Below are 12937 nucleotides of genomic sequence, written 5' to 3' on the forward strand. Positions count from 1 at the left end.
GGGGAATCATGGAAGCCACTCCCGGACGGGAAAGGCTGATCGAGCAGTTCAAGGCCGACGGCCTGAATGTGATGTTCGGAAATCCGGGGACGGTGGAACAGGGATTCCTCGACGCGGTGGACGCGGCGGAGGATTTCCATTACGTCCTCGCCCTCCAGGAGACCGTGGCCGCCGGGATCGCCGACGGCTACGCCCGGGCCACCGGCGGCGCGGCCCTGCTCCAGCTGCACTCCGGGGTCGGGCTGGGCAACGGCATCGGGATGCTCTACCAGTCGCTGCGCGGCCACACCCCGCTCGTCGTGGTCGCCGGAGACGCAGGGGTCCGCTACGACGCCATGGACGCCCAGATGGCTTCCGACCTGGTGGCGATGGCGAAGCCGGTGACGAAGTACGCGACCCGGGTCACCGACCGGCACTCCGTACTGCGCACCATCCGGCGGGCGGTCAAGATCGCCCTGACCCCGCCGCGCGGCCCCGTCTTCGTGGCGCTGCCGATGGACGTGCTGGACGAGCTGAACTCCGAGCCCGTCCTGCCCGCCGCGGTTCCGCTCACGGACGTGGCACCCTCGCCGGCCTCGGTGGGGCGGGCGGCCGAGCTGCTCGCCTCCGCCGAGCGGCCCGTGATCCTCGTCGGGGACGGGGTCTCGCTCTCCGGGGCCCAGCGCGAACTCGTCGCCGTCGCCGAGCTGCTGGGCGCCGACGTGTACGAGGTCGACTCCTCCGAGGTGAACATCGCGGCCTCGCACCCGCTGCGCCGCGGCCAGAGCGGCCACATGTTCGGCCCGCACAGCAAGGAGCTCGTGGGCGGCGCGGACGGGGTGCTGATCGTCGGCACCTACGTCTTCCCGGAGGTGTTCCCCGAGCTGGAGAACCCCTTCAGGGCCGGCGCCAGGGTCGTCCACATCGACCTGAACGCGTACGAGATCGCCAAGAACCACCCGGTGGACCTGGGCCTGGCCGCCGACCCGAAGCAGGCGCTGCACGCGCTGGCCGGCGTACTCGAACGCCGGCTGAGCCCGCAGCGCCGGGCGGCCGCGGCCTCCCGGCTCGACGCCCGCACCCGGGAGCGGGCGCTGTCCGCCCGGGGCGGGGACACCGATCAGGACGGCACGCCGATGGCCGTCTTCCTGCGGACCCTGGCCGAGCGCACCGGCGGGGACCTGATCGTCTTCGACGAGGCGCTGACCACCTCTCCGCTGGTGACCCGGTACCTGCCGCCGGAGCGCCCGGGGGACTACCACCTCACCCGGGGCGGCTCGCTCGGGGTGGGCTTCCCCGGGGCGGTCGGCGCCAAGCTGGCCCGTCCGGACCGGCTGGTCGTCGGCTTCGCGGGCGACGGCGGGTCGATGTACACGTACCAGGCGCTGTGGACCGCGGTCCGGCACGGCATCGACGCCAAGTTCGTGGTCTGCAACAACCGCAAGTACCGGCTGCTGGACGACAACATCGCCCAGTACTGGCGGGAGCGGGACATCCCGGAGCACGGCTTCCCGGGCTCCTTCGACCTCTCCCACCCCGAGATCGACTTCGCCGGGCTGGCGCGGGCGCTCGGCGCCGGGGGGACGCGGGTGGAGAAGCCGGACGAGGCGGTCGCCGCCGTGGGCCGGATGCTCGACCACCCCGGGCCGTTCCTGGTCGACGTGCAGATCTGACGCACCGCCGCGCCGCACCGCCGCCATCCACCGCACCGCACACCACCACGGACAGGAGGAGACCGCATGCCCGCCGAGCGGCTGACCGAGGACGCGATCCGCACCTTCGCGGAGAACTGGTACGTGGCCCTGGACCAGCACCTTCCGCTGGACCAGGTGCTGCCCCTCATCACGGGGGACCTGGAGTTCAAGGTCCCCGAGGACACCTTCCTCGGACACCAGGGCTTCGGCCGCTGGTACGAGGCGGTCACGCACCGCTTCTTCGACGAGGTCCACACCGTCACGAAGGTGGAGCCCGTCATCGAGGGCGACCGCGCCGTCGTACGGGTGCTGGTCAACTGGCAGGCCAAGATCTGGGACCCGCCGGCCGCCCGCAGCGAGTGGCTCGGCTTCGACGCCGACCAGACCTGGACGGTCGTGGCCGGTCCCGACGGCCCGCTGATCAAGCAGTACACCGTCAACGACCTGGCCCCGATGCCCGGTTCCGGCTCGCTCTGAGCGCGGACGCGGGGCAGTCGAAGGAGAAGCGACGATGACCGAAGTGACACGGGAGCGGGTCGAGGCGGCCTACGCCGCCCTCGGCTCCGGCGACCGGGCCCGCATCCTCGAGTACTACTCCGAGGACCTGCGCTGGCTGGTGCCGGGCAGTCACCCGCTGGCCGGCTGGTACGAGAGCCTGGACGCCTTCCTGGAGCTGATGGGGCAGACCCACAAGCTCACCGGCGGCACCTTCCGGATGGACATCCAGGCGGTCCTCGTCGGCGAGGACTGCAGCGCCGACGTCTGCCGCAACGTCGCCCTGCGCGACGGCGCCGACCAGGCCAGCCAGTCCCCGTACGAACGGATGGACTACCCCGTCTTCCACTTCATGCGGTGGCGGGACGGCCGGATCATCGAGGGCCGCGACGGGCTCTTCGGGGACTCGGCGACCGCCTTCAGCCAGTTCTGGGCGCCGTTCGCGCCCGACGGAACCCGCCGCGACCGATAGGGGGAGGAGCGCTGTGGACGCACGACAGATCCTTGAGAAGTACTACGAGTACGCCAACGCGGGCGACTGGGACCGCTGGTGCGACCTGTTCGCCGACGACCAGGTCATGGACGAGCAGCTCGCCGGACACATCGAGGGCCTGGAGGTCCTGCGCTCGATGATGAAGGGCATGGGGACGATGTACCGCGTCTTCCGGAACGAGCCCGTGCACTTCCTCGTCGACGGGGAGAAGGCCGCGGCCGTCTCCCACCTCAGCGCCGTCAGCCCCACGGGCGAGACGATCGAGGCCGAGGTCATGAACTTCTTCCGGATCGCGGACGGAAAGATCACGTACATGGCGAACTACCACGACACCGTCCCCTTCCAGGTGCTGAGCCAGGGCTGAGGGGGGCCGACTCGTGGGAAACGCCGACAGAGAAGAGTACGACTACGTCATCGTGGGATCCGGCACCGCGGGCAGCGTCCTCGCGAACCGGCTCTCGCAGGACCCGGACGTTTCCGTCCTGGTCCTGGAGGCGGGCGGCAACCGGATCCCGCCCGAGGTGGACGACCCGTCCTCCTGGTACAAGCTGCTCGGCGGGCCCGTCGACTGGGGCTACACCAGCGTCCCGCAGCCCGGGCTCGACGGCCGCCGTACGTACGAACCGCGCGGCAAGGCCCCCGGCGGCAGCAGCAACCTGTACATCATGATGCACATCCGGGGCCACGCCTCGGACTTCGACAACTGGGCCTACCAGGGCGCCGCCGGCTGGGGCCACGAGGACGTCCTGCCGTACTTCGCCCTCCTGGAGGGCCAGGAGGACGCCACCGCGCCCACCACCGGCACCCGCGGCCCGCAGCGCATCACCAACGCCGGTCAGCACGGCCCCAACCCGGTCTCCCGCGCCTTCATCGACGCGGCCGTCGAGCTCGGCCACCAGGAGATCGCCGACTTCAACACCGACGGGCCCCGGCGCGGCCTCTTCGGCACCGGCTGGCACCACATCGACGTGGCCGACGGGCGCCGGCAGGGCACCCTCGCCGCCTACCTGGAGCCGGCGCTGCAGCGCTCCAACCTGACCCTGCGCACCAGCGCCCAGAGCACCCGGCTGCTCTTCGACGGCGACACCTGCACGGGCGTGGAGTACGCGCAGCTCGCACCGGCCGCCGAGTTCCCCGGCCGGAGCGTGCGCGACGCCCACGGCACCGCCGGCGATCCCGGACTCCACTCCGTACGGGCCCGCCGCGAGGTCATCGTGGCCGCGGGGGCGATCGAGTCGCCGAAGCTGCTGCTGCTCTCCGGCGTCGGCAACCCCGAGCAGCTGCGCGAGCACGGCATCAGGACGGTCGCGGCGCTGCCCGGGGTCGGCGAGAACTTCCACAACCACGTCCTGACCGGGCTGATGGCCGAGGTCACCCAGGAACTGCCGCCCCCGGCGCAGAACCTGTCGGAGAGCGCTCTGTTCCTCTCGTCCCGGCCCGGTCTGCCGGCGCCCGACCTGCAGATCGCCTTCGTCCACGTGCCGTTCGACGTGATCGTCGGGAAGGACCACCCGAACACGGTGAGCATCCTCCCCGGGGTCGTGCGGCCCGCCTCCCGCGGCTGGATCCGGCTCGCGAGCGCGGATCCGCTGGCCCACCCGCTGATCAACCCCAACTACCTGGGCGACCGGTGGGACCTGGAGCGGATGGTGCAGGGGATCAAGCTGGCCCGGGAGATCTTCGCGACCTCGGCCTTCTCCCCCTGGTACAAGCAGGAGCTCCAGCCCGGCCCCGGTTTCGTCTCCGACGAGGACCTGCGGACCTTCGCGAAGCAGAAGTCGGAGAGCTACCACCATCAGGCCGGCTCCTGCCGCATGGGCATCGACGACCTCTCCGTCGTCGACCCCGAGCTGCGGGTGCACGGCGTACGCAACCTGCGCGTCGTCGACGCCAGCGTGATGCCCGCCGTCCCGTCGGGCAACTGCCACACCGCCATCGCGATGATCGCCGAGCGCGCGGCGGACTTCCTGAGGGGGACCTCCCGTGCCTGACGCCGTACTGCGCGAGGGTGCGCTGAGCGGGACCCGGATCGCGGTCCTGGTCGAGAGCGACTTCTACGAGCCCGAGATCTTCTACTACGGGCACCGGTTCGCCGAGGAGGGCGCCGAGGTCGACTTCCTGACCCGGCTGTGGGGCAACGACTCCATCACCTTCTCCGGACACGAGTACCGGGCGCCGTTCACCGCCGACAAGTCCCTGGAGGGGCTGAGCGACGAGGAGCTGCGCCGGTACGCGGCGATCATCGTGCCCTCGGGCATGGTGGCCGACCGGCTGCGCTACACCGAGGACGTGGACGTACTGGCGCCGGCGACGGAGCTGCTGCGCCGGGCCTTCGAGGAGCCGACGGTCCTGAAGGGGATCATCTGCCACGGCATGTGGCTGGCCGCCTCGATCCCGGACAAGATCCAGGGCCGCAAGGTGGTCTGCCACAACAACCTCATCGGCGACGTCCGCAACATGGGCGCCGAGTACGTCAACGAGGACGTGGTGGTCGACGGTGACCTGGTCACCGGTCGCACCGGCGCCCACCACCACCTCTTCGCCCGCCGGATCATCGAACTGATCGCGGCGGGGCGGGGCCGGGGGGCCGCCTGATGGCCGGCGCCGGGGAGCGCGTGATGGTCTGGTCGCACGTGGGCCTGAACTGCGCGGACCAGAAGACGACCGAGGAGTTCTACACGCGGTACTTCGGCTTCACCCGGGCCCGGGTGGTCGACCTCGGGGAGGCCAGGATCGTGTTCCTGCGCAAGGGGGACGCGTACCTGGAGCTCTTCGCGGCCGGTTCCGCGGCGGCCCGGCCGGCGCAGGACGACGGGCCGCAGGCCCCGGGCCGGATGCGCCACCTGGCCTTCCAGACCGACAGCGTGGACGCGTTCCTGGCCGAGCTGGGCGACGCGGCCGAAGTGACCCTGGGGCCACTGGACTTCGACGACTTCATCTGCGGCTGGCGGACCGTGTGGGTCCGCGATCCCGACGGGGTGATCGTCGAGGTCAGCCAGGGATTCGAGGACGACCGCTCACACGACAAGGACGGTGCATGACATGGCGGACGCCGTGAGCTTCTCCTTCTCCGACACCATCGCGGGCTACGTCGGCCGCTTCGACTCCGAGTCCCGCCTGCTGCGGCTGAAGACCTCCGACGGGCGTGAGTTCGACGTGTCCCTGGCCGGGGACCCGAGCGCCGAGCTGGTCCGCAATCTGGACGAGCCGTACATCGACGCCTCCGGGCACATCGACGAGATGCTCTCGCCCGGACGGTTCCTCTTCGTCTACGGCGTCCACTACCCGGAGGCCGGCGGGCGTTTCGACGCCAAGCGCCTGGTCTTCCTGGGCCGCGGTGCCGAGGACTACCGGTTCGAGGAGCCCAGCTGGTGGGTCAAGCAGATCGAGTCGCTGGCCGACTTCTACAAGCGGGCGCAGTTCGGCGAGGGACCGGTGGACTTCACCGAGTACCGCACCGAGATCCGGCTCGGCGGCGACAAGACCGCCAGCCACGTCCAGGAGACCGACACGATCTCCCGCCTGGTCTACGGCATGGCCTCGGCCTATCTGCTGACCGGCAAGGACGAGTACCTGGAGGTCGCCGAGCGCGGCACCGAATACCTGCGCAAGCACATGCGGGTCGTGGACAGCGAGGAGGACGTGGTCTTCTGGTACCACGGCATCAGCGTCGACGGGGACAGCGAGCGCAAGCTGTTCACCTCGGAGTTCTCCGACGACTACGACGCGATCCCGATGTACGAGCAGATCTACGCGCTGGCCGGCCCGATCCAGACGTACCGGGTCACCGGTGACATCCGGATCAAGAACGACGCGGACGCCACCATCCGGCTGTTCGACAAGTTCTTCAAGGACCCGGAGCAGGGCGGCTACTACTCGCACATCGACCCGATCCTGTTCAGCGCGGACCACGAGTCCCTCGGCGAGAACGCCGAGCGCAAGAACTGGAACTCGGTCGGCGACCACGCGCCCGCGTACCTGATCAACCTGTACCTGGCGACCGGCGACCAGAGGTACGCCGACTTCCTCGAGTACACCTTCGACACCATCGCGGACAAGTTCCCGGACTACAAGAACAGCCCGTTCGTCCAGGAGCGCTTCTTCCGCGACTGGTCGCACGACACCGCGCACAGCTGGCAGCAGAACCGCGCGGTCGTCGGGCACAACCTCAAGATCGCCTGGAACCTGATGCGGATGAACTCGCTGAAGGCCAAGCCGGCGTACGAGGACCTCGCCAGGAAGATCGGCGAGATCATGCCGGCCGTCGGCAGCGACGTGCAGCGCGGCGGCTGGTACGACGTGGTCGAGCGGGTCAAGTCCGTCAGCAAGGACGGCCAGGAGACGTATCGTTTCGCCTGGCACGACCGCAAGGCCTGGTGGCAGCAGGAGCAGGCGATCCTCGCCTACCTCATCCTGAACGGCACGGTCGGCGGAGACGCCTTCCTGCGCGAGGCCCGGCAGGCGGAGGCCTTCTACAACACGTTCTTCCTCGACCACGACGAGGGAGCCGTCTACTTCAACGTGCTCGCCAGCGGTACGCCGTACCTGCTCGGCACGGAGCGGCTCAAGGGCAGCCACTCGATGTCCATGTACCACTCGGCGGAGCTCTGCTACCTGTCCGCCGTCTACAACAACCTGCTGATCAACAAGCGGGAAATGGACTTCCACTTCAAGCCCGACCCGACCAACCTGCCCGACCGCGTACTGCGGGTCTCTCCCGACCTGCTGCCCGCCGGCTCCGTGCAGATCGCGTCCGTCGAGATCGACGAGAAGCCGTACCCGGACTTCGACGCGGACGGTCTGACCGTCAGGCTGCCGGACGTCCAGGGGCGGGTCAAGGTCAAGGTCCGGCTGCGCCCGGTGACTTCATAGCGCTCAACGGGGGGCGCCCCGACTAGAGGGGAAAGCAATGTCTCTGAACGTCAAGGAACGCCGCAACAAGGGCGGTACCGTCCTCGTCGCCACCGGCGAGATCAACAGTGAGACCTCCGGCCAGCTGCTGCAGTCCCTGCTGCCGCTGGTCCGCGAGGGCCGGCCGCTGCGCATCGACCTCACGGCCGTCACGTACGTGTCCAGCGCGGGCCTGCGCACCCTGCTCGTCGTCTACCGCGAGGCCCAGCACGCCGGTGTCGCCGTCACCCTCTACGGGGTGAGCGAGGAAGTCCGGTTCGTCATGTCGGCCACCGGCTTCCTCGACTTCTTCGAGACGGGCGAGGCGGCGGCCGCGCAGTCCAAGGCCAAGTCGACGCCCAAGACCGCGGTCGCGCGATGAGCGAGGCCCGGTCCGAGCAGGTGCTGCGCGTCGACGCGTACCCGACCCACGAAGTGGGCGGGTACCGCGTCCGCGCCGGCAAACCGTTCCCCTTCGGGGCCAACGTGGTCCCCGGCGGGGTCAGCTTCTCCGTCTTCTCCGACCAGGCGAGCTCCATGACCCTGGTCATCTTCAAGCGCGGAGAGTCCGAGCCGATGGCCGAGCTGGAATTCCCCGAGGAGTTCCGCACCGGCAGCGTCTTCGCCATGACGGTCTTCGGCCTCGACCACGAGAACATCGAGTACGGGTACCGGGCCGACGGCCCCTACGACCCGGTGTCCGGCCACCGCTTCGACGCCCGCCAGGTCCTCTCCGACCCCTACGCCCGGCTGATCTCCGGCCGCGACGTGTGGGGCGTGGAGCCGGACCGCAGCCGCGGCTACCAGTACCGCTCGCGGGTCTGCCTCCAGGACTTCGACTGGGGCGACGACACGCCGCTGCGGCTGCCCGCCGAGGACCTCGTCGTGTACGAGACCCACGTGCGCGGCTTCACCCGGCACCCCTCCTCGCAGGTCACCGCCCCCGGCACGTTCGCGGGGCTGCGGGAGAAGATCCCGTACCTGAAGGAGCTAGGGGTCAACTGCATCGAGCTGCTCCCGGTGTTCGAGTTCGACGAGAGCGACAACATGCGCTCCAACCCGGAGACGGGCGAGCACCTCTTCGACTACTGGGGTTACAACACCGTCTCGTTCTTCGCACCGAAGGCGGGCTACGCGGCCACCGGACGCTACGGGATGCAGGGCGACGAGTTCCGCACCCTGATCAAGGACCTGCACGCCGCCGGCATCGAGGTCATCCTCGACGTCGTCTTCAACCACACCGCCGAGGGCAACGAGCAGGGCCCGACGATCTCCTTCAAGGGGCTCGACAACGCCACGTACTACATGCTCACGCCGGAGGGGTACTACTTCAACTTCAGCGGCACGGGCAACACGGTCAACTGCAACCACCCCGTCGTGCGCAACTTCGTGCTCGACTGCCTGCGCCACTGGGTCGCCGACTACCACATCGACGGCTTCCGCTTCGACCTCGCGGCCATCCTCGGCCGGGCCCTGGACGGCACGCCGCTGCCCAACCCGCCGCTGCTGGAGCTGCTCGCCTTCGACCCCGTCCTGCGGCACACCAAGCTCATCGCCGAGGCCTGGGACGCGGGCGGTCTCTACGAGGTCGGCAACTTCCCGGCGTACGGCCGCTGGGCCGAGTGGAACGGGAAGTACCGCGACACCGTGCGCAGCTTCCTCAAGGGCGACCCCGGGGTGACCGGAGAGCTGGCCACCCGGATCGCCGGCTCGCCCGACCTGTACTCCACCCGGGGCACCTCCGCCTCGGTCAACTTCATCACCGCCCACGACGGTTTCACCCTGGCCGACCTCGTCTCGTACAACGACAAGCACAACGAGGCGAACGGCGAGGGCAACAACGACGGCGGCAACGACAACGCCAGCTGGAACTGCGGGGCCGAGGGGCCGACCGACGACCCCGAGATCAACCGGCTGCGGACGCGCCAGATGAAGAACGCCCTGGCCATCCTCATGACCAGCCAGGGCATCCCGATGCTGTTGTCGGGCGACGAGGTCGCCCGCACCCAGCAGGGCAACAACAACACGTACTGCCAGGACAACGAGCTGTCCTGGTTCGACTGGAGCCAGGTCGACGAGAACGCCGAACTGCTCCGGTTCACCCGGGAGATGATCGCCTTCCGCGGTCGCCACCGCGAACTGCGCTCCACCTCCCACCCCACCGGCCAGGTCCGCGAGAGTCTCGGCCTGCCGGACATCAGCTGGCACGGCGAGCGCGCCTGGCAGCCCGACTGGTCGGCGGAGAGCCGGCTGCTGGCGGTGGCCCGCTGCGGCACCGGGGACGACGACGTGGTGTACGTGGCCATGAACTCGCACTGGGAGGCGCACGACCTGGAACTGCCCGCGCTGCCGCACGGGCGCAGCTGGCACCTGTTCGCGGACACCGGGGCCGAGGCCCCGCACGACATCCGCACCCCGGGCGGCGAGCCCGAGCTGGAGAACGCCGGGAAGTACCTGATCGGTCCGCGCTCGGTCGTGATCCTGGTCGGCCGGACGCCCGATCCCGAGCTCTAGCCCCGGCCGCACCCGCTCCCGATCCCACCGAACGCTCCAACCGCAGCGCCGAAGGAGACCTGACATGCCGCTTTCCGTGTCCCTGAGCATCGAGGGCGACACCACCGTGATCGAGCTGGCGGGCGAGCTGGACGCCAAGACCGCGCCGGACTTCCACCAGACCATCGAGAAGGCCGCCGGGCACGGCACCGGAACGGTCGAGATCCGGATGGCCGGTGTCGGCTACATGGCCAGCGCCGGACTGCGGTCCCTGGTCTTCGCCCAGCAGAAGGTGGCGAACCACGTGACCATCAAGGTGGTCGGCGCGATCGAGCCCGTGTCCCGGACCATCCGGACGGCCGGGCTCGACCGCAGCATCGTGCTCTCCGATGAGTGAATCGCATGACTGACATGGTCGAACTGGCGAGGGCGCCCGCGGAGCTGGAGGTGCCCGCCACGCTGGGGGCACTGGGCGACATCGCCTCGTTCGTCCTGCGGCTGGCCGGCCGGGCGGGCCTGGGCAAGGGGCCCGCGTACCGGATCCGGCTGGCCGTGGACGAGCTGGCCACGAACATCGTGATGCACGGGTACCGGGGCGGCGACGGGCGGATCACCGTCCGCGGCCGCTCCGGTCCCGGCCGGGTGCAGATCTCCCTAGCGGACTCCGCGCCGGCGTTCGACCCCGTCGAGGGCTGTCTGCCGCCCGCCCCCGGGGTTCCCCCCGAGCGGCGCAGGATCGGCGGTCTCGGCATCCACCTGGCACTGACCAGCGTGGACGAATTCAGCTACGTACGCAGGGACGGCCGCAACATCAGCACGCTGACTGTGAACGCTGAGGGGACGGACCCATGCCCTCCACGACCGTGATCATCCTCGACGAGTACCCGCCGCCGCCGCTCGAACTGCTCGACGCGATCCGCTCGATGGACGCGGAGATCGTCGCGCGCACGCTGGCGGAGCTGCGGGGCGGCCCGCTCGACGAGCTGCCGGTCGCCGACGTCCTGCTCGCCCCGGCCGAGGCCGACGGCGAGTCGGTGCGCCTGGCGGTACGGCGGCTGCGCCGCTGGGCCGGGGCCCCCATCGTGGTCGTCTGGACGGTGACGGGGTTCGCCGCCCTGGAGGAGCACGTCCGGCTCGGCCACGACTACCTCGTACCGCCCTTCCTGCCCGCCCTCGTCGGGGCCCGGCTGCACAGCTGCTCGGAGCGCGCCGGGCTCGGCCGCACCCTGCGTGAGGCCGACGCCCGCGCCGAACTCATGGGCTACGAGAAGGAGCTGGAGATCGGCCGGGAGATCCAGGCCGGCTTCCTGCCCGAATCACTGCCCGTTCCCGAAGGCTGGGAGATCGACGTCCGCTTCCGGCCCGCCCGGCAGGTCGCCGGGGACTTCTACGACGTCTTCGAGATCTCCCGCGGCCGCCGCCTCGCCTTCGTCGTCGCCGACGTCTGCGACAAGGGGGTCGGCGCCGCGCTGTTCATGGCGCTGATCCGCTCGCTGCTGCGGCACACCGCGGAGAACAGCGGACTCCAGCACCTGGTGGCCGCCGGGCGCGCCGGCGGCAGCCGGCGGATCCCGGTGGTCGGCGCGACGCCACTGCTCAACGCGGTCACCGCCACCAACGGCTATCTGACCCGCAACCACCTGAGACAGGGCTACTTCGCCACCCTGTTCTTCGGTGTGCTCGACCCCGTGACCGGCAGCCTCGTGTACATCAACGGGGGCCACAACGCGCCGCTGCTGCTGCGCGCCGACGGCGGCGACCCCCTCGCCCTGGAGGTCACCGGACCCGCCGTCGGGGTGCTGCCGGACTGCGTGTACACGCTCGGCTACGCCCAGCTGAACCCCGGCGACACCCTGTTCGTGTTCACCGACGGAGTGCCGGAGGCCCGCTGCCCCGACGGCAGCTTCCTCGGTGACGAGCGGATGCTGGAGCTGCTCGCCGGCTCCCCGGTGAGCGGCAGGGAGGTGGTCGACCGCATGGACACCGCGGTACGGGAGCACACCGGGACGGCCGAACAGCACGACGACGTCACCATGCTGGCCCTGCACCGGCCACGTGCGGCGCGGGGGCCGCACGCGGACCGGACCACGGCCGCGGGCCGTACGGCGGTGGCCTGATGGCCCGGACCATCGTGGTGCACTCGCACCGCGGGGGCACCGGCAAGTCCTCGGTACTGGCGAACCTGGCCCTGCTCATCGCGGGCGAGGGGCGCCGGGTGGGGGTGGTCGACACGGACATCCAGTCGCCCACCCTGGACCTGCTCTTCCGGCTCGGCCCGGGTCCCTCCCTGGCCGACTACCTGCTCGGTCGCTGCGAGATCGAGTCCACGGCCCAGCAGGTCGGCGTGCCCGGGCTGTACGTCGTACCGGCACGGACCGGGACGGCGGCCCTGCGCGAGCTCATGACCAGCGGGTACGACGTGGGGCTGTTGCCGGAGGGCTTCGACCGGCTGATCGAGCGCCACGCGCTCGACGTGCTGCTGCTCGACACGCACGCCGGGCTGAACAACGAGTCGGTGACCGCCATGGCGAGCGCCGACGTACTGATGATCATGGCTCGGGCCGACCGGATCGACCTCTCCGGGGTCGAGGAGACCATCGCCCTCGCCGGGCGGCTGGCCTGCCGGCGGGCTCTGGTCATGAGCATGGCTCCCGAGGGCATCGACGGGGAACGGATCCGCCGGCGTGCCGAGGAGGTGTACGGCGCCCCCCTGGCCGGAATCCTTCCTTATGTGCCGGAAATGGCCGCCCTGTACGGCGAGCGCATATTCGCCGAAGCCCATCCCGACCACCCCCTGGTCGGTGAATTCCGCACCATCATCTCCGCGTTGGACGCACCTCACGAAGTATCGCGCGCCTGACGCTCCCCCCTTACGCCCCCTGCGGGGGGCGTG

General features: G+C 70.2%; 14 protein-coding genes. All 14 read left to right on the plus strand.

Translation table 11 applies throughout. The annotated features are described in order from the left end of the window. The first annotated feature begins 8 nt into the window (after positions 1 to 8). The 14 genes from K7B10_RS31930 (at position 9) to K7B10_RS31995 (ending at position 12904) form a co-directional block, all read left to right on the plus strand. Complete coding sequence (locus tag K7B10_RS31930) at positions 9 to 1652, plus strand: thiamine pyrophosphate-binding protein (RefSeq protein WP_229341606.1); 1644 nt, start codon at positions 9 to 11, stop codon at positions 1650 to 1652. 66 nt (positions 1653 to 1718) lie between these two features. Continuing rightward, entirely contained in the window at positions 1719 to 2150 is a 432-nt protein-coding gene (locus K7B10_RS31935) for a nuclear transport factor 2 family protein (protein WP_229341616.1), read from the plus strand. 34 nt (positions 2151 to 2184) lie between these two features. Beyond that, positions 2185 to 2640, plus strand: coding sequence for a nuclear transport factor 2 family protein (locus tag K7B10_RS31940; protein WP_229341618.1), 456 nt, complete (start codon positions 2185 to 2187; stop codon positions 2638 to 2640). A 13-nt stretch (positions 2641 to 2653) separates the two neighbouring features. After that, positions 2654 to 3025 carry a nuclear transport factor 2 family protein gene (locus K7B10_RS31945; protein WP_229341621.1) on the plus strand — a complete coding sequence of 124 codons (372 nt, stop codon included), beginning with the start codon at positions 2654 to 2656 and terminating at the stop codon, positions 3023 to 3025. 13 nt (positions 3026 to 3038) lie between these two features. Next, the gene (locus K7B10_RS41380; protein ID WP_229341623.1) at positions 3039 to 4652 is read left to right on the plus strand and encodes a GMC family oxidoreductase; all 1614 of its coding nucleotides are present in this window, start codon (positions 3039 to 3041) and stop codon (positions 4650 to 4652) included. Next, entirely contained in the window at positions 4645 to 5256 is a 612-nt protein-coding gene (locus K7B10_RS31955; RefSeq protein ID WP_229341638.1) for a DJ-1/PfpI family protein, read from the plus strand. The genes K7B10_RS41380 and K7B10_RS31955 overlap by 8 nt, the downstream gene beginning before the upstream one ends. After that, the gene (locus K7B10_RS31960) at positions 5256 to 5702 is read left to right on the plus strand and encodes a VOC family protein (protein WP_229341645.1); all 447 of its coding nucleotides are present in this window, start codon (positions 5256 to 5258) and stop codon (positions 5700 to 5702) included. Before K7B10_RS31955 ends, K7B10_RS31960 begins: the two co-directional genes overlap by 1 nt. Before the next feature lies 1 nt (position 5703). Beyond that, entirely contained in the window at positions 5704 to 7533 is a 1830-nt protein-coding gene (locus K7B10_RS31965) for an AGE family epimerase/isomerase (RefSeq protein ID WP_229341647.1), read from the plus strand. Between the two features lie 37 nt (positions 7534 to 7570). Next, entirely contained in the window at positions 7571 to 7933 is a 363-nt protein-coding gene (locus K7B10_RS31970) for an STAS domain-containing protein (RefSeq protein WP_229341649.1), read from the plus strand. After that, positions 7930 to 10065, plus strand: a complete 2136-nt coding sequence (glgX, locus tag K7B10_RS31975; RefSeq protein ID WP_229341660.1) for a glycogen debranching protein GlgX — start codon at positions 7930 to 7932, stop codon at positions 10063 to 10065. Before K7B10_RS31970 ends, glgX begins: the two co-directional genes overlap by 4 nt. A gap of 64 nt (positions 10066 to 10129) precedes the next feature. Continuing rightward, positions 10130 to 10441 carry an STAS domain-containing protein gene (locus K7B10_RS31980; protein WP_030157520.1) on the plus strand — a complete coding sequence of 104 codons (312 nt, stop codon included), beginning with the start codon at positions 10130 to 10132 and terminating at the stop codon, positions 10439 to 10441. 5 nt (positions 10442 to 10446) lie between these two features. Further along, positions 10447 to 10911 (plus strand): ATP-binding protein, encoded by a 465-nt coding sequence (locus K7B10_RS31985; protein WP_229341662.1) that lies wholly within the window; start codon positions 10447 to 10449, stop codon positions 10909 to 10911. Further along, positions 10893 to 12161 (plus strand): PP2C family protein-serine/threonine phosphatase, encoded by a 1269-nt coding sequence (locus K7B10_RS31990; protein ID WP_229341664.1) that lies wholly within the window; start codon positions 10893 to 10895, stop codon positions 12159 to 12161. The genes K7B10_RS31985 and K7B10_RS31990 overlap by 19 nt, the downstream gene beginning before the upstream one ends. Further along, entirely contained in the window at positions 12161 to 12904 is a 744-nt protein-coding gene (locus K7B10_RS31995; protein WP_229341666.1) for a MinD/ParA family ATP-binding protein, read from the plus strand. Before K7B10_RS31990 ends, K7B10_RS31995 begins: the two co-directional genes overlap by 1 nt. The last annotated feature ends 33 nt before the right edge of the window (positions 12905 to 12937 follow it).

It is taken from the genome of Streptomyces flavotricini (assembly GCF_020639365.1).
GTDB lineage: Bacteria > Actinomycetota > Actinomycetes > Streptomycetales > Streptomycetaceae > Streptomyces > Streptomyces flavotricini.